Annotated in this window: 12 protein-coding genes and 1 pseudogene; 4 read left to right on the forward strand and 9 right to left on the reverse strand. The window is 62.2% G+C overall.

The window, feature by feature from the left end:
- Window positions 1-129 precede the first annotated feature (129 nt).
- A complete protein-coding gene (locus AB4Z48_RS37265) occupies window positions 130-1,677 on the reverse strand; it encodes an acyl-CoA carboxylase subunit beta (RefSeq protein ID WP_441623405.1) in 1,548 nt (515 codons plus the stop codon).
- A 205-nt stretch (window positions 1,678-1,882) separates the two neighbouring features.
- Here AB4Z48_RS37265 and AB4Z48_RS37270 point away from each other — a divergent pair, with 205 nt between their 5' ends.
- Together AB4Z48_RS37270 and AB4Z48_RS37275 are read left to right on the forward strand one after the other, a co-directional pair.
- A complete protein-coding gene (locus AB4Z48_RS37270; RefSeq protein ID WP_441623407.1) occupies window positions 1,883-3,604 on the forward strand; it encodes a sigma-54 interaction domain-containing protein in 1,722 nt (573 codons plus the stop codon).
- Window positions 3,605-3,712: 108 nt separating this feature from the next.
- Window positions 3,713-5,410 carry an adenylate/guanylate cyclase domain-containing protein gene (locus AB4Z48_RS37275; protein ID WP_441623409.1) on the forward strand — a complete coding sequence of 566 codons (1,698 nt, stop codon included), beginning with the start codon at window positions 3,713-3,715 and terminating at the stop codon, window positions 5,408-5,410.
- Window positions 5,411-5,533: 123 nt separating this feature from the next.
- On the opposite strand, the gene AB4Z48_RS37280 is transcribed toward AB4Z48_RS37275, so the two are convergent.
- From AB4Z48_RS37280 to AB4Z48_RS37290, 3 genes are all read right to left on the reverse strand, one after another.
- On the reverse strand, window positions 5,534-5,761 hold the full coding sequence (locus AB4Z48_RS37280) for a hypothetical protein (RefSeq protein WP_441623411.1): 228 nt from the start codon (window positions 5,759-5,761) through the stop codon (window positions 5,534-5,536).
- Between the two features lie 158 nt (window positions 5,762-5,919).
- Entirely contained in the window at window positions 5,920-6,597 is a 678-nt protein-coding gene (locus tag AB4Z48_RS37285) for an anti-sigma factor family protein (protein WP_441623413.1), read from the reverse strand.
- Window positions 6,590-7,207 (reverse strand): RNA polymerase sigma factor, encoded by a 618-nt coding sequence (locus AB4Z48_RS37290; protein ID WP_441623428.1) that lies wholly within the window; start codon window positions 7,205-7,207, stop codon window positions 6,590-6,592. Before AB4Z48_RS37290 ends, AB4Z48_RS37285 begins: the two co-directional genes overlap by 8 nt.
- A gap of 517 nt (window positions 7,208-7,724) precedes the next feature.
- Between AB4Z48_RS37290 and AB4Z48_RS37295 the strand changes: the two genes are divergently transcribed.
- On the forward strand, window positions 7,725-8,711 hold the full coding sequence (locus AB4Z48_RS37295; RefSeq protein ID WP_441623414.1) for a lysylphosphatidylglycerol synthase domain-containing protein: 987 nt from the start codon (window positions 7,725-7,727) through the stop codon (window positions 8,709-8,711).
- Between the two features lie 843 nt (window positions 8,712-9,554).
- Here AB4Z48_RS37295 and AB4Z48_RS37300 read toward each other — a convergent pair.
- From AB4Z48_RS37300 to AB4Z48_RS37320, 5 genes are all read right to left on the reverse strand, one after another.
- Window positions 9,555-9,728, reverse strand: coding sequence for a hypothetical protein (locus AB4Z48_RS37300; protein WP_441623415.1), 174 nt, complete (start codon window positions 9,726-9,728; stop codon window positions 9,555-9,557).
- 61 nt (window positions 9,729-9,789) lie between these two features.
- Complete coding sequence (locus AB4Z48_RS37305) at window positions 9,790-12,885, reverse strand: efflux RND transporter permease subunit (protein ID WP_441623417.1); 3,096 nt, start codon at window positions 12,883-12,885, stop codon at window positions 9,790-9,792.
- A 1-nt stretch (window position 12,886) separates the two neighbouring features.
- The gene (locus tag AB4Z48_RS37310) at window positions 12,887-14,053 is read right to left on the reverse strand and encodes an efflux RND transporter periplasmic adaptor subunit (RefSeq protein ID WP_441623418.1); all 1,167 of its coding nucleotides are present in this window, start codon (window positions 14,051-14,053) and stop codon (window positions 12,887-12,889) included.
- Between the two features lie 21 nt (window positions 14,054-14,074).
- The gene (locus AB4Z48_RS37315; protein ID WP_441623420.1) at window positions 14,075-15,526 is read right to left on the reverse strand and encodes a TolC family protein; all 1,452 of its coding nucleotides are present in this window, start codon (window positions 15,524-15,526) and stop codon (window positions 14,075-14,077) included.
- Between the two features lie 484 nt (window positions 15,527-16,010).
- Window positions 16,011-16,439: a DUF746 domain-containing protein gene (locus tag AB4Z48_RS37320; protein ID WP_441623422.1), complete on the reverse strand. Its 429-nt coding sequence runs from the start codon at window positions 16,437-16,439 to the stop codon at window positions 16,011-16,013.
- An 883-nt stretch (window positions 16,440-17,322) separates the two neighbouring features.
- Between AB4Z48_RS37320 and AB4Z48_RS37325 the strand changes: the two are divergent.
- Window positions 17,323-17,502: pseudogene (locus tag AB4Z48_RS37325) on the forward strand (undecaprenyl-diphosphatase); the annotation flags it as partial.

Genomic DNA, 17,502 nt, shown 5'->3' on the forward strand with positions numbered 1-17,502 from the left:
TCAGTCTCCTCGTTTGTATTTCGATGTCGGTGTCGTGCCCGCAGAGCGGTGATGGTGCTGGCAGGGCCGACAGGCTGGCCGCAGGTGGCATTGAAGTCGGGCGCGCAAGGGCCTTGCGCCACGGCCTGCTCAAGGCCGGATGCCAAACCGGCTGATGCCGGGCTCGCGCAGCGGAGCCGCCAGGTTGGCGAACTCGCACAGCAGCGCGCGCGTCTCGCGCGGGTCGATGATGTCTTCGATGACAAAGGCTTCGGCGCTGCGGAACGGCGATGCCAGGCTGCGCACGCGCTGCTCGATCTCGGCGCGCTTCTGCACGGGATCGTCGGCGCCTTCGATCTCGGCCTTGTAGGCCACGTCCAGCCCGCCTTCGATCGGCTGTGCGCCCCAGTTGGCGGATGGCCACGCATAGCGGAAATTGAACCGCCCCATGTGCTGATGGCCGGCTGCCGCCACGCCGTACGCGCGCCGCAGGATGATGGAGCACCAGGGCACCGTGGTCTGATAGACGGCTGCCAGCGCACGTACTCCGTAGCGTATGACGCCTGCCTTCTCGGCCTCCAGGCCGACCTGGAACCCGGGCGTATCGACAAGGTTGACCACGGGCAGGTGGAAGGTTTGGGCCATATCGACGAAACGCGTGAATTTCTCTGCGCTGGCGCTGTCCCAGCCGCCACCATGGAAGGACGGATCGCTGGCGATCACAGCCACCGGCCAGCCATCCAGCCTGGCCATGGCGGTGACAATGGCACGACCCCAGTTCATGCCGATCTCGAAAAAGGAATCGACATCCACCAAGGCCTGCAGGATGGGGCGGATCTTGTAGTCGGCACGGCTGTCGCGCGGAATCGCCGACAGCAGCCATTCGTCGCGACGGGCCGGATCGTCGGCCGGCTCGATCCGCGGAGGCAAATCCTGGACGGACGCCGGCAGGTAGGATAGAAACCGGCGTGCGCGCGCGAAGGCCTCCTGCTCGGTGGCAACCTCGTCGTCCACCACGCCGTTGCGGGTATGGATCTGGCTGCCGCCCAGTTCGTTCTTGGTCAGGTTCTGCCCGACGCGCGCGACCACCGACGGTCCCTCGTTGAACAGCTGGGAGGTCTCCTTGACCATCACCGAATAATGGCTGGCTGCCACACGCGCCGCCCCCATGCCTGTCACGGAGCCCAATGCCAGGGACACCACAGGCACTGCGGACATGTTCTCCACCACGTGTTGCCAGACCTTCATGGTCGGAATCAAGGTGTGGCCCTTGATCTCGATATTGCGGACCGATCCGCCGCCACCGGTGCCGTCGACCAGCCGGATCATCGGCAGACGCAGGTCGTGCGCCATCCTCTCGGCGTGGATTAGCTTGTCACCGACCGCGCCGTCGTTGGCACCGCCTCGCACGGTGAAATCGTCCCCCACCAGCACAACCGGCCGCCCGCCGACCTGCGCGCGGCCCATCACGAGGTTGGAAGGGAGGAGGTCCATCAGCCGCCCGTTGCTGTCGTAGCGGCCGCTGCCACTGAGTCCCCCCACTTCCCGGAACGATCCGGGGTCGGCAATCTCGCCGATGCGCTCGCGCACGGTCAGCTTGCCGGCCGCCTTGTGGCGTTCCACCTTACCTTCCCCGCCCATTTTGGCGGCGAGGCGCCGGCGGTAGGCCAGTTCGTCGATTTCAGGCTGCCAGCTCACGGTTTTCTCCTGTCGATTCGGTGTTGTCCTTGCTGACATCAATGTGCACGAGTCGTGCCAACACCAAGACACGCGTTTTGCCCTTGATTTCATTGAGATTCTTATTCGGCGACGTTATGATGTCCGCATTGGCTACACACAGTGTCCGCAGCATGGGCACAACAGGAATCGCGCAGTGTCCTCAGGGAAAACACGAAAAGCCGGTATGGACGGAATCACCCTTGGCGTCCTGGTGAGGATGCGCGATGGGATCCGGGTGACGGCGATCGGTGTCTGTGCCAATCCCGCCATCGCGGACGCGGCGGTATCTGCATGCGAACGCGCGACGGATGTCGTCAATGGCCGCAGGCTTTTCCCAGTTGAAGCCGTCGACCAGCGCTACATCGGCCTGTGCCTGGAAGACGACGACCAACAACTGATCCTCTTGCACCACGCCGACACGCAGGCGGTACTGTTCGACTTCCTGGGTATGGTGCCCTTCGCGGGCGCAATCCTGGATTACTTCCTGAACGCCCCATACCAGGCCATCACCGTGGTCGACAAGGATGGCCGGGTGCGCTTTATCAGCCCGGTCCACGAGAAATTCCTGGGCCTGGCCACCGGTGCGGGCATTGGCCGCCCGGCGGCGGACATTATTCCGAACTCTCGGTTGCCGCAGGTAGTGGTTAGCGGAAAGGCTGAGATCGGGCAATTGCAGCAACTGGACGGCGCCAGCCGTGTGGTCAACCGCATCCCGATCCGCGAGGGGGGCGAAGTGGTCGGGGCTATCGGCCAAGTGATGTTCAAGGGACCGGAAGCCCTTGTTCGCATGCACAAGGAGTTATCCGAACTGCGCTCTGAGGTAGCGCGCTACCAACGCGAGTTTCACGGCCTGCGGGAAAGACCATCCTCACTTGGCTTGATCGGCGAAAGCGCGCCGATGCAGCGCTTGCGCCGGGAGATCCAGACCGTGGCACGCCTGGACGTGCCGGTGCTGATCCTCGGCGAAAGCGGGACCGGCAAGGAACTGGTGGCCCGCGCCATTCACGGCGCCGGCCACGATCCGGCAAGCGGGCGGCCACTGGTCAGCCTCAATCTGGCGGCCCTCCCCGCGACGCTGATCGAGTCCGAACTGTTCGGCCACGCGCCCGGTGCCTTTACCGGCAGCCAGCGCCAAGGGCAGGCGGGCAAGCTCGAACTCGCGGCCGGCGGTACGGTCTTTCTCGATGAAGTCGCGGACATTCCGATGGAAATGCAGGTCAAGCTGCTGCGGGTGCTCGAAGACCACATGGTCGAACGCCTTGGCAGCCGCCGCGCGCAGCATGTCGACTTCCGGCTGGTCTCGGCCACCAATCGCGACATTACGGCACTCATCGACGCCGGGCGCTTCCGCCTCGACCTGTACTACCGACTCAGTGGCGTGGTGTTGCGCATCCCTGCCCTGCGTCAGCGGCGCGAGGATATTCCCGCGCTGCTGCAGCACTTCGTCGACGCCTTCTGCGCGCGCAACACAATGCCAACGCCAAAAATCGACCATGACGTGGCGCGCCACCTGGCCAGCCAGCCTTGGCCCGGCAATGTGCGTCAGTTGCGCCAGCGCATCGAGGAAGCGCTAGTATTCTGCGATGGCCGTACGCTGCGCGTGGGCGATTTTGCCCGCGGCGAATCGGCACGCACGCCATCGGGCATGGAAAGCCAGGCAAACGCGCACCCGCCGGCGCAAGAGCATGCGCAAGCGTACGAGGATATCGAAGCGGACGATCCGCCGTTCCCCCCACCCGCGCCTCGCATATCGAGCGAGCCAGCTGCGGGAATGAGCGAGCTTGCCTATGCCGCGGTGCTAGATGCCATAGCACGGCATGGTGGCAACAAGAAGCGCGCAGCTGAGCAATTGCGGATCTCTCGATCGCATCTGTACAAGATCCTGGAACGCGGAGCGGGTCGATGAGCGCTCGGGATTCTTGCCTGCCGGCCGCGTGGAGCCAGGTCGAGGCTCGGCGGCGGATGGGTAATCAAGACTGGCAAGACTAGCGCATCGCGAGCCTGGAGAGTCGGCATGTCGCGCTTCCCCTATCTTCAACGATTGCGGCCGGCGGGTGTCCGATCGGTCCGGCTGGCCACCGGCTTGGTGTTGTTCACTTACGTAGGGACGCACCTCCTGAATCACTCGCTGGGGAATATCTCGCTCGCGTGGCTGGAGCGTGATCTGCTTGTGCAGAAGTTCATCTGGCAGGGATGGCTCGGAACGGCCGTGCTGTACAGCGCGCTGGTGACGCATTTCTTCCTGGGTCTGTGGGCGCTATACGAACGGCGCTCGCTGAACTGGACGCCGGGTGAGGTGGCGCAGCTCGTCCTGGGCTTGTGCATACCGCCGCTGCTAGCCAACCATGTCGTCAATACGCGGGTCGCCTTTGCCGCGTTCGGCCTGAACAAGGGTTACGCACAGTTGCTGTACTCGTTCTGGATCACCTCACCGTTCTTCGGTCGTGTGCAGCTGACGCTGTTGGTGGTCGCCTGGCTGCACGGGTGTTACGGCATCTGGTTCTGGTTGCGGCTGAAACCATGGTTTGCGGCGTGGCGGAGCGTGCTGCTGAGCGTCGCGGTGCTGCTCCCGGTGCTCGCGCTGCTAGGCTTCCTGCAGGGCGGACGCGAAGTGATCGCGCTTGCACGAGATCCCGTCTGGCGCGCAGCGGCAACCCGGCCGGCGATCGTCGGAACWGATCCGCAGAATCTCTGGCTCACYGAGCTGCGCAACGACTTCTTGCTCTTCGATGGTGGCGCGCTGCTGCTGGTGCTCGCAGCGCGGCTGGTGCGCACTGCGCGGGAGCGCCGGATCGGGCGCCTCTGCGTTCTGTATCCGGACGGGCGAAAGGTGTTCGCACCGCTCGGATTTTCGGTTCTCGAGGCCAGCCGCATGGCCGGCGTTCCCCATGCCAGCGCCTGCGGCGGCCGCGCCCGATGCACGTTGTGCCGGGTACGCGTGCTCAGCGATGTACCGCTGCCCGCGCCGGGCGAGGCAGAGCGGCGCGTTCTGGAGCGGCTGGGAGCGGATTCGCAGACAGTGCGCCTCGCCTGCCAGTTGCGGCCGACCCACGACCTCTCCGTGTGGCCACTGGTGCCACCGGCTGCATCCACGGCCTTCCTGCAACGGCGCCAGTGGGACGTCATGCCGCATGAGCAATTCGCGGCGTTCATGTTCGTGGATATGCGGGATTCCACAAAGCTTGCGGCGACACGACTGCCGTTCGACAGTCTGTTCGTGGTCAGTCGTTTCTTGAGTGCGGTCTGCTCCGCGGTAGTCCAGGCGGGCGGCGTGCCAAACCAGTTCCTGGGGGACGCAGTGCTCGCGATCTTTGGCTTAAGCGGCGAGCCGTCCGCCGCTTGTCGTCAGGCGCTAAGCGCGGTGCCGCTGGTAGCATCCAGCATTGACGAACTCAACGTTGCGCTCGAGCAGCAGTTGCAGACCACGATCCGGTTTGGCATCGGATTGCACTGCGGCCGGGCGGTAATGGGACAGATTGGTTTTCGCGAGCATGTCGCATTCACTGCGATTGGCGACCCGTTGAACGTGGCCTCGCGACTTGAGCAGTTGACAAAAGAGCTTGCTTGCGAGGCGATCGTCTCAGAAGAGGTCTTTCTGCATGCCGGCGTATTGGCCGCCGACCTGCCGCAGCTGTCCGCACGCCTGCGAGGCCGCGATGACCCGGTGAGTGTCCGCGTGCTATCCAGGGCGGCGCAGATGCCTCGGGTCTGACTACGCGCTCTTCGGCACGGCCAGCCGTGACGCCGCCGTTTGGAAGAACGTGACCGTTCGGCACCCCGCACAGCAACCAAAGACAGCGGTTACCGTGCTGGGCGGCGGCACAACAGCAGCATTTCAGGCGTGAGCGCCTTCGGTGAACGGATCGCGCGGGTCCGTGACCCTCTCGCCGTCGGTGAAGACATCGAATTTGCCTGTCTTCGCGCCGTTCGTGAACGGATCGCGAGGCCCGGCAACGTGGGTATTGCAGTCGGCGCAGGTATTGTCGGTGCGACCGGCGAAGGCATAGGATTGGCCTGCGAAGGATGCCAGCGCGGCGGCAGCCAGCGGGATGAGGAATTTCATGACAATCTCCAGATGCGGTAAGTCCAGGGTCCGCGGCACAGAGCGTGTCGCCACGGAGGCTGTGCCTTGGTGCTGCACGACGCTCTGTCTCCGTGGCGATCCAGGATCCCTGCGGAACCGGTGCGCCGTGCACCAGTAGAACGCTGGCCGCGCCCGGTTTATTCCTGCTCGCCTTGCGTGGCTCGCAGCGCTTGAACAAAGGCATGCAGGTGCGCGGGCTCCGCATCGGTGATGGCCCAGAAGTTCATGCCGTCCTGGTGCCAGCGGGCAATCGCGTATCCGTCAGTGGAAAAGCTTGCCGCTGCCAATGCGCCGCTCGTTGCCGGCAGGATGTAGAGATCGATCGGATGGTTCTGGTAGCGGTAGATCAGTACGCCAACGGTGCGGCGGTCGATATAGTCCACCCGACCGCCTGCCAGCGGAAAACCCTGCGTCGCAAGGTCGATGACCGGCGGCGCATAGTCGAGCCGGCCGTTGAACCACGGCTTGACCGTGTGTTGGTCGGTCGATACAACATCGATCGGATGCTGCGACAACAGCGCGCGCACATGGCTCGATACGATCGCCTGCCTCAGTGCATCGGCCTGCGGCGGCTGCACCAGAATGAGCGTGCCGAACACCAGCGCCGAGGCCGCCACTCCGGCAAGGCCGCCACCGGCCCACGCCAGCACGCCGCTAGCGGAAAGCACGGGCCATGCGAAGCGGGCCATGCGGGGACGCGCCTCGCGCGGCAGCCCGGCCAGCACGCGCGCAGGCAGATGCGCCGGTGCACGGTGATAGAGCGATCCGTCATGCAGCATGCCGTGCAGCGAGTTTTCCATCGCATCATCATTCATGATTCGCTCCCGTCGAATGACCCCGCACCGGCACCGGCCGGGGCGCGATGCCGTCAATGCCGCCGCGCACCCTCGCCTGCTCGGCGCGCACCGCAGAGCAGAGCAGGTGACGTGCGCGCGCCAGGCGCGACATCACGGTGCCGATCGGAATGTCGGCAACCAGGGCGATATCGCGATAGCTCATGTCTTCGAGCTCCCGCAGGACAAGCACTTCGCGATAGACGACCGGCAACTGTTCGAGCGCGCGGTGCACCAGTTCCACATCGCCATGGCGCACCGCTAGCGTTTCGGGATTGCTGCCGATATCGTCGATCCACCCCGGCAATCGCTCGTCGCCATGCAGCGCTTCGTCGTACGGCGTGTTATCCGCTGCATTGTGCCGCCTGCGCCATTCGCTGAACCACGTGTTCCTGACGATGGCCAGCAGCCACGCGCGCGCATTGTCGCCGTGAAAGCCGTCAAAGAACCGGAACGCACGCAGGTAGGCATCCTGCACGATATCGTCCGCATCGCTTGCACTGCCGCTTAGCCAGCGCGCCAGGTTATAGGCCGCGTCCAGATGCGGCAACGCCACTTTTGCGAAGCGGCTGGACTTGTCGGTTGCGATCACGGTGCTCTCCGGTCCCAGGCCCATGTAAAACCGCCTGACACCGCGATTTATTCCCGACGCCGCGAAGTTTTTTCGGAGTTCATCCCTCTGGAATTGAACGCGGCGCCAGCGGCATGTGGGGCGGCAGAGTACGATGCAAACACGCGCTCTGCAGCTGCCGGCCGTCCGCCGCCAATCGTCATCGCAATGGTTTCTCAGATGGAAATGCAGTTCCAAGTCGAGTACCGGAAAGCCTGCTCTCGGACAGATGGCTCGACAAAGCGAGCAATGGCATACGCACATGCTGCTTTCTCCACCTGCGACACATCGCGATGTCCCGGCTGGCGGATAACTCGAAGGCTGGTTGAAAACGCGAATAAGAATGGTTATCCTGAGCCTCGTATTTATAACAGTTGATTTTTCCAAGATGGCTCATTAGCCTCGACAAGGCGGGTCATCTCGCCACTGGCAAAAAACAGCTTCGAGGTTAGTGGCAGTGGTCTGCTACGTCCCGTCAAAGAGGACTGATATTCGTATCATGAGATATCTCGGTTCCATCACCGCTCTTATCGGTTTGCTGGCTGCGCTTGGGCTCGTCTGGCACGAAGACCCTACCGAGGTGTTCTCATTGATGCGCACAGCGGGAGGCGGGTTGATTCTCGCCGGGCTTGTGCATTGGCTTCCCATGCTGTGCAACGCGTGCGATTGGAGAACGCTGGTTCTGGAAGCGAAACGCCCGGGGATTGGCTCGATGTTGCGCCTTGTCTGGATTCGAGAGTCTGTGAACAGCTTGCTGCCAGTTGCACGTGTGGGAGGCGAGATTGTTTCCTTCCGCCTGATGCGGCAATGGGGACTGCGGTCGTCGACCGCATCGGCAAGCCTGATCGTGGATATGCAACTCACCTTGATCAGCCAGCTGATATTTACGATGGTCGGAATCGGCTTCCTGCTGACGGCGCATTCCGACTCGAAAGCCTTCCAGCTCGCCGGCAATCTCGCCTGGGGCGTGGTGGTGCTTCTGCCGCTGCTTGTGTTGTTTGCATTGGTGCAGCACGCAAGCCCGTTTGAACGGCTCGGCCGTGTGCTCAGCAAGATTACCAGCGGGAAAATTGCTGCGCTGACAGGTCAGCCAGCAAGGATCGATCAGTCGATCAAGCTGATCTGGCGCCGCCGGCCGATCATTTTCCGCTTTCTATTCTTCTGGCAGCCGCTCCAGTACATATCGACCGCGCTGGAGCTTTGGCTGGCGCTGCATTTCCTTGGGGCACAGGTAAGCGTTGTGGACGCCGTGGTGCTCGAAGCTCTGATTCACGCACTCAGTAGCGCAGCCTTTTTTGTACCTGCGGCGCTCGGGGTTCAGGAAGGGGGATTTGTCGTGATTGGTACCGCACTGGGTATTGATCCCGCGACCTGCATTGCCCTGGCGGGTGCACGCCGCATCCGGGACCTGATCATCTTCCTCCCGGGGCTGCTTGCCTGGCAAATATCTGAAACGCGCGGCCGCGCCAGTCGGCTTCGCCCGTGAATCGCGGTTGGCGTTGCATGCCGGCGTGCGGCTGCGGATCGGTGATGCGGAGGCATTCCGCTTTTTAAAGGTTCCTGGGAACGCGGCGCGTCACCAGACATCGATGTCGATTTCCGCGAAGAGCCGATCCAGAATAAATTCGCCGTCACGCCGAAAAGACCATCCGTCGCCTGCTCCAGCGCCAGGCGGACCGCGGTGCCGCGGGGATTCCATTTCCCACGCGAGCCAATGCTTCCAAGTGGCAACCGTCGTCGTCGCTCTCCGATTTCCACTAGTGGTGCGGCGACTATCCGAGTCGCAGAACTGTCTTGCAATTCCTAATGCCTTTTCCTACGCTGGGCCGTACCGGGGGAATCATATCTGGCAATAAAATGGAGTTAATAATATGCGCAACCGAATCCTCTTGTGCGTGGCCCTGTCGACGCTTAGCGTCACGTTCAGTAGCTTCGCACAGTCCCCACCAAGCCCAGCACCGCGCCAGCCGCCCATATCCCAAGCACATCGCGAAAATGTCGATTCACGGCTTCCTTTGTTCTTGGCAAGTACAATCAAGCGAGGTCCATTTTCGACAGTGACCGCAGACAGTTGCAAACAGGAGAACGAACTGTGCGGCAAGGACAACAATTGCTGCAATGGACTAAAGTGCGATGGTAGCCTTTGCCAGAAATAATAAATAATCCGCCCGCATAGGTTGTGCGGGTACCTCAATAGACACTTAATCGAGCTGATCGAAGCTTCGTTACCGCAATCGGTGATAAAGCCCTGCAAACGTGTTTGGTTTGCAGGGCTTACTTCTTTCAAGCTCTCGAACGGACTGCACGCGTTTTGCGAGACCGGCGAATGCTAGGGCCGGGTGTTGGCGGGAAGGACGGAATTCCGGTTCTGCTGTTTTGACGGTTTTGCTGCCTGCTGCTTGCCTTGGCTTGAGGTCTTCGCCGTCGCGCTGAAAGTCGCGCCGAGGCAGAAGCAAAATACGGTAGCCAGCAGCATGGGAAGGACACGCATTTCCCTGGTCATGACAATCTCCTCTTCTGTGGCCGGTACGCCTCGCGCGCACCGGCCGATGGTGAATTCAGATTCAGACGCCTTCGGCCGGCGTCAGCGAGGCTGCATGGGGCCCGCCCTTACGTCCGCGATGGCGATTGACCCAAGCAAATACCACGGGCAGCACCAGTAGCGTCAGCAGCGTGGTGGTCACCATGCCGCCCACGATCACCAGCGCCAGCGGGCGTTGCGCTTCCGATCCGATGCCGTGCGAAAGCGCCGCTGGCAGCAGGCCCAGGCCGGCCAGCATGGCGGTCATCACCACCGGACGCAGGCGCAGCGCCGCGCCTTCAACCACGGCTTCGTGCAAATCTTCGGACTGCGCCAGCCGGTTGACGTAGGAGATCAGGATCACGCCGTCCTGGATCGCAATGCCAAACAGCGACAGGAAGCCGATGCCCGCCGAGATCGACAGGGTTTCGCCGGCGATATGCAGTGACAGCAAACCTCCAATTGCCGCGAATGGCACGTTCAGCACTACCATCAGCGCATCCTTGAAGTTGCCGAAGGTGCTGTACAGCAGCAGGAAGATCACCAGGATGGTCAGCGGCACGATCACGGCCAGCTTCTTCTGCGCAATCTTCATCTGGTTGAACTGTCCGTCCCAGAAGATGCTGTAGCCTGCCGGCAGTGTCACCGCCTTGTTCACTCTTTCCTGCGCCTCGGCCACCGCGCTGCCCAGGTCACGCCCGCGCACGCCGAACTTGATGGCGATGTAGCGCTTGCCGGTTTCACGGTAGACGAAGAACGGGCCATCCGTGGCTTCCACCTTGGCCACCATCGACAGCGGTATGCGCTGACCGTCAGGCGTATCCACCAGGAGGCGCCCGATGACATCCGGGTTGTTGCGCGCCTGGTCATGCAGCCGCACCGACAGCCCGAAAGTCTTCTCGCCTTCCAGAATGTTGGTCACCGCATCGCCGCCGATGGCGAACTGCACCGCCGACTGGATGTCGTTGACGTTCATGCCGAAGCGTGCACTTTTCTCGCGGTCAACCGTGATGTTCAGCGTGGGCTGGCCCAGTTCCTTGAAGATGCCGACGTCGGCCAGTCCCGGTACCTTCTTCAGGATCGACTCGACTTCCCTGGCCTTGTCCTGCAGCGTCACCAGGTCGGAGCCGTAGATCTTCACTGAGTTCTCGCCCTTGACCCCGGACAGCGCCTCGTTCACATTGTCCTGGATGTACTGCGAGAAGTTGTACTCGATGCCTGGGATGCGATTCAGGTGCTGGCTCAGCCGTTCCACCACCTGCTGCTTGGTGGCGCCTTTGGGCCAGTCGGCAGGTGGCTTGAAGTAGAGCGCGTATTCCTGGTTGAACACGCCGGTGGAATCTGTGCCGTCATCCGGGCGTCCGATCTGTACCGACACGGTTTTCACCTCAGGCTGATCGCGGAAGAAGCCGCGGAGGTCGCGCGCGATGGAAGCCGAGTAGTCGAGGTCAACGGTGTTGGGCAGCGTGATGCGCAGCCACAGATTGTTTTCCTCCAGCGTGGGCAGGAACTCCGTGCCGAGATAGCGCGAACTGTACAGCGTGCCGGCCAGGCCGACGAAGGCGGCCAGGAAGACCAGGCCGGGCTTTCTCAACAGCTTGCGCAGCAGGGGCTTGTAGCCGCTCAGGATCACCGCGATAAACTTCGGCGAATGCGGCCGCAGCGATCCACGGAATACGAAGGACGTCACCGCCGGCACGAAAGTCAACGCGAGCACGATCGACGCCAACAGCGCGAAGCCCATGGTGAATGCCATCGGCTTGAAGATGATCCCCTCCACCCCGCCCATGAAGAACAACGGCGAATAGGCCACGATGATGATGCCGGTGGAGAAGATCATGGCGCGCTGGACTTCGCTGGTGGCCTTGACGATGCCGTCCGCGACATTGCTCTCGCCCTCCTCCAGGTGGCGCATGATGTTCTCCATGACGATCACCGCGGCATCCACGATCAACCCGAAGTCGATTGCCCCCAGCGAGATCAGATTGGCCGGCACCTTGAAGTGGTCCATATTGATGAAGGACACGCACAAGGCCAGTGGGATCACCGCCGCCACCACCGCCGCAGCGCGGAAGCTGCCGAGGAAGATGAACAGCACGATCAGCACCAGCGAGATGCCGACGAACAGCGCGTGTTCGACGGTCCCCATGGTGATGTCGAGCAGGTTCTGCCGGTCATAGAAGGTCTTGACCTGGATATTCTTCGGCAGCACGTTCTGGTTGATCTCGGCAATCTTGTCGCGCACGCGTGCCAGCACCTCGGTGGCATTCTCGTCGCGCTTCATCAGCACGATGCCTTCGACGATATCGTCGTGCTGGTCGAACTGCACCATGCCCAGGCGCGGGGTGTTGCCCACCCGGACCACGGCGATATCGCGCACGCGCACCGGAACGCCCTGGGATACGGAGACGGTAACGTTGCGGATATCGTCGAGCGTTTGCAGCAGGCCCACGCCACGCACCACGAACTGCTGCTCGCCGGACTTCATCAGGCCACCGCCGGTATTGGCGTTGGCGTTGGAAACCGCATCCACCACCTGCTTGAGCGAGAGTCCGTAGGCCTGCAGCTTCTCGGGCGTTGGCACGATCTGGTACTGCTTGACCATGCCGCCGAACGCTGTGATGTCGGCCACGCCAGGAACGTGCTTGATCTCCTTGTAGACGCTGTAGTCCTGGTAGGTCTTTAGCGTGGTCACGTCAACGCCGTTGGCCTCGATCCGGTAGCGCAGGATCTCGCCGGTGGCGTCGCCGTCCGGCGACAGGTTGGGTTGAACGCCAGTTGGCAGGTTGGCCTGCGACAGGTAGGTGACGAAGTTCTGGCGCGCCTTGAAGTTGTCCACGCCCTCCTTGAACTTGACGGTCACCACCGACAGCCCGAACAGCGAAACCGAGCGGAAGGACTGCACGTCGGGCACGCTGGCCAGTGCGTTCTCCACAGGGATCGTAATCTGCTGCTCTACCTCGACTGTACTGCGTCCGGGCCACTGCGTAATGGCTTGCACCGTCACCGGCGCCACGCCGGGATACGCTTGCAGCGGCAGCCGCAAGAAGCTCAGCACGCCGGCCGCCAGCAGGCCAAGGGCCAGGAAGACGATAACCAGGCGCCGCTTGAGGACGCTTCTAATGGGCGAGAAGACCATCTCAGTCCTCCTGCTTGAGCAGCATTTCGTTGAGCAGCATGCCGCCCTGCGTCACCACTCGCACGGACGCGCCCGCCGGCACGCCGTCGGTGACCTGGAAGGTGCCGTCGCTCAGCGGTGTGCCTTGCACGGGCACGCGCTCGATGTGCCTGTCGTCAGGCTGGAGCATCAAGTAGAGCTTGCCCTGGTCCTTGACAATGGCCGATTGCGGCACCACCAGGGCTTGGGTGCTGCCGGTGACGATGCGCGCTGTGGCATACATCTCGGGCTTCAGCGTGCCGTCCGGGTTGGGCACGTCGCAACGCACCTGCAGGGTATGGGTGTCGGCGTCGACATTGGGCGCGATAAAGCTGACACGCCCTCGGTAGTGCCGTCCTGGATAGGCCGGGGTTTCAATCTCGATGGTCTGGCCCAGGCGTACATTCTTGATATCGTTTTCGTAGAGATTGCCAGTGAACCAGATCGAACGCGTGTCGATGACGCTCATCAGCGAATCGCCGACATTGAGATAGGAGCCCGGATCCATGTCGCGCTTGACGATGGTGCCTCCGATCGGCGCGCGGACGGTCAAGGTGTCGGAAACGGTGCCCCGCTCGCGGATGCGCGCGATGTCCTCGGCGGACGCGCCCAGCACACGCAGCTTGTTCTCGGACGACTGCATGGTCAGCTTGGCATCATCCACCAACTCCTTCAGGTCACTGTTGCTCAAGGTGTGATAGGCGTTGTGCGAAAGCAGGAACTCATTTTGCGCAGCGATGTATTCGGGCGAGTACAGCTCGGCGAGTGGTTGACCGGCATGGACTACGGCGCCCTCGAACACAAGGATGCGCTCCACGCGGCCGGCCACGCGCGCGGACGCCAGCTTGGCTTGCTGCACGTTGTAGGCCAGCTTGCCGGGCGTGGGCGTGTCGATCGTCACGGCTTGCGGGCTGAACACCACGGACTTGACCGCCTTTGGGTCGAAGCCGCCATCAGGCAGCTTTAGCAGCGATGGCACGGGGCGCGGCCTGGCGGCCTCGGGGTTGGCGTAGGACGAGGCAGCCTGCACCGACTCGACCGCCTTGCCACGCTGGTCGGGCTGCTGCATTTGGGCCCAGTTTCTTCCGCCCCAGATGCCGGCGGTGAGGACTACCACGAAGCCGGCGCTAATCATTAGATTCTTGTTCATAGGTTCCAGGCCCGACGGCCTTCAGAATTTGTCCCGGCCCACCGCGGCGGCGAGCGTGTAGTAGGCTTGGCGTGCTTCGGACTCGGCTTGTGTTACTGCGAGTTCGGCATTCTTGAGCGCGGAGCTCGCAGTGAGCAGGTCGGTGAAGACGGCATTGTTATTGGCGTAGTTGGTGAAGGCCATCTTGTATGCTGTCAGGGCTTCAGGCAGTTGCCGCTGGCGCAGGAACTCGGCCTGGTTCACCGACTGCCGCAGGTTGTTGTGCGCGGTGTCCACCGCCAGCAGGGTCTGCTGACTTACCGACTGTTGATTGGCGTCGGACGCCACCTTGTTGGCCACGGCCTCATCCACGCCATATTTCTCCTTGGTGAAGAAGAACAGCGGAATGATGACGTCGAACTCGATGCCGTAGCTGGCCGGCTTGAAGCCCAGTGGCGGGTTGTTGCCGTTGAAGGTGCCAACGATCTGGAAGTCGGGCAGATAGGCCTTGCGGGCCAGGCGCACGCCTTTCTCGGCCGCTTCCACCTGGAAGCGCGAGGCACGGATATTGGGATGCTCCCGCAGCGCCATATCCTCCAGTTCGGGCAAAGGCGTGGGCGGCAAGCGTGCTGCGCTGGCGTCCTGGCGCAATTCGAGCGGAAACTCGGGATTCTTGCCGATCAGCGTGTTGATGGTCTTGAGTGCGTTGTCGTACTGGCGTTCCAGGCCAAAGGTGTCGTTCTGCGCGCTGCTTTGGGCCACCTGTGCATTCAGATAGTCGACATAGCCCGCCGCATTGTTGGCGTAGCGGATGCGTGCCACCTGCTTGACCTGCTCCAGCCGCTTGAGATTGAGGTGCAACACATCGAGTTGTGCCTTCTGCGCCAGCGCCTGGAAGTAGGTCGTGCTTAGCTGCGCATAGAGTTGCAGGTACAGCGCGTCGCGCTGCGCGTCGATGGACTCTGCCTGCGTGTTGGCGATATCGGCGGCCAGTGCCTTCTTGCCCGGAAAGGGGATGGACTGCGTGAGCGTATAGCTAAAGGTCTCGGCGCGCGCCAGCGCCAGCGGACTGTTCTTGGGCAGGTTGCTCCAGATGAACCCCACCTGCGGATTGTTGGGGGCGGCGATCTGCGGCACTGTGGCCTTCGCTGCCATATACAGCGAGCGAGCCTGGATCAGTTGCGGGTTGCTGGCGCGCAACTCTTCCGACAACTCCCACAAGGAGAACCCCGGTCCGACGAGACCCTTCGTCTTTTCTTCCTCACTGACCGTCGTGGCCGGAGAAGTCTCGGACGCGTCAGGCGCGCGCGTCCCCGGGACTGACCGGTCCCATCCAGTGGCTGGCGTGCTGCTGGCTGGCACTGGCTTCGTCGCTGCCGGCACGAGCGGCACTGGATTGGTGTCTCCACTCAGCTCGACACAAAACGCAACCCTGGAAGCACACACCAGAAATACGGCTGCACCAACTTTTATTTTAGTTGGTTTCTTATACATAAAACGCTCCCTACATATAGTCTGCGCATTTATGACAGGGGCATCTTACAAAGAGCTTTCCAATCCATTGCAGGGAGCTTTCTGTTGCCCCGGAATTTCCCTAATGCGTCGAGCTTCACTCGCTTAGGCGTAAGCTACCCCTGACCATTTTCAAGCGATGACGGAATCTAATTAAATTGACAGAGAATTGCGTCAATAGTCCGCGGTAAAAATGACCGAAACGATCCGTGTCTGGTGGGGAGGTGCCGCAAGAGACTAGCGTGTTTGAAAGAATTATCTTTCAAGCACAAGGGATGACCCTGTCGCACATACGTTGCGGTCCTTCGTTACGTTGGCGCCCGCTTGCTCTCGCCATTCGTAGTCGGCGCAATGATCGTGTATGAACGGTAGTACTACCTGCGCACCAACGTGTTCGTGACATCGGGTGCAGTAGCGGGCTTGGCCACCGGCCGGAGACCACGACGACGCCTTTCTTATTGTCCTGCTACTTGTTTGCGAGGCTACGCGCCCGCTCACATAGCGGGCAGACCCGCATTAACAAGGGCCCGTTGTCCGCGCCGCCTTGAAACGCGCCTTCGTCCCTTGCCAAAGCACACCTGCAGCCCTGCGACGGGAAGACTGGGCTTTCCAGCGCGCTGGACGGTGCCACCGCATAGCGCACGCCAAGCTGCACGCGGCGCTCCCAGGTTCCGGTGGGATCCAACGCAAGCAACCACAAGCGCGTCTGCAACGACCAGTTCAATACCGTTTCGTGCGCGATGTCGAGTTGCCTTGCACATGCGGCAACCGAAATGGGCTTCGACAGGAGGTGGAAATACGTCCACACCTTATCCGGCGATTTAAGCCTGGCCATCGGAGTGCCGGTCAATCGATTAAATCGGCGTTGACAGTGATGACAGAAGAACTGTGGCAACCCACTGGTATCCACGCCGTCATAGCGAGTTAAACCGGCATTGCAACGCGGACAACGCGGGGAACGACGACTGCGCGTATGCAGCTTGCGCCAAGCCGATTGCAGGAATGCTGTTAAAGCGCGGTCGCCTCCATCAGGATCATGGGATAGCCGAATGTGCAGTAGCGCCGCAGCGTGACAGGGAATGCTCGGGTAAAGCACGTCTGGCGTGCTCGTCGGTACGACAGCGTGAGAATCCGCAAAAGCTGGATGCGCGGGTTGCAGCCTTGGAAATCGACCCATAGGACGAGCAGGATTTGGAGACGCGCCATGCAAGCGATTGAGCGTGCCACCGGCAAAGAAAGCTTGTGCGACCTGGCCGGCCAGCCTCCAGAAGACGTTGCCCGCGGGGAACAACTCTGAGTGGCGGCAGGAGAGGTCTGGGCTGGCGGCGGCTCGGGCGTGTAGCCGTCAACCGTCGTAGCGGCCGGCGTCTTGAAATCGGCTGCGACCGCGCACGCCGCCACCGCCCCTGCGACTGCTCGGGATGGAACTGCGTTCAAGACTGCGTTCAGCTTGCGGCCGGAGGTCGGCATGGAGCGCCCGTATTTCTTCAGCGGTGGAATTGCTGCGATTGTATGCACGAACAGCTTGGCGGCAAACTGTGATTGATCACAGTGGACCTGCGCTCCCAGCCTGGCCGGAGGTTGATGGCGATGGGCACTGTGTGGCCTGCGCTCGATGAGCACCTTGGCCTCGGGCTACACGGGGCGGAAGCCCGTGACGCAAAGGTTGAAACAAGCACGGCATGGTCAAGGCGAGGCGTGACAGTGGCACCGCCCTTAAGAGTTTCTTAAGCCACCGCGCCCTATCCTTGTCGCATCGCCAGACTCGCAGGATCCCGATGCCGACGCTGCTCGCCCTCAATCTCACGCTGTTCCAGCACCTGAACGCCCCGGCAGGGCTTGCGGGCGCCGGGCTTTGGATTGCCGCCTTTCTGGCCGAGGCGCTGGTCGCCGCCGGGCCGCTGGTGCTGGCCGCCGGCTGGCTGCGCGGGCGGCCAGGCGAGCGCCAGGCCGTGATC

Origin of the sequence: Cupriavidus sp. 2TAF22, from assembly GCF_052115045.1 — a bacterium.
Lineage (GTDB): Bacteria > Pseudomonadota > Gammaproteobacteria > Burkholderiales > Burkholderiaceae > Cupriavidus.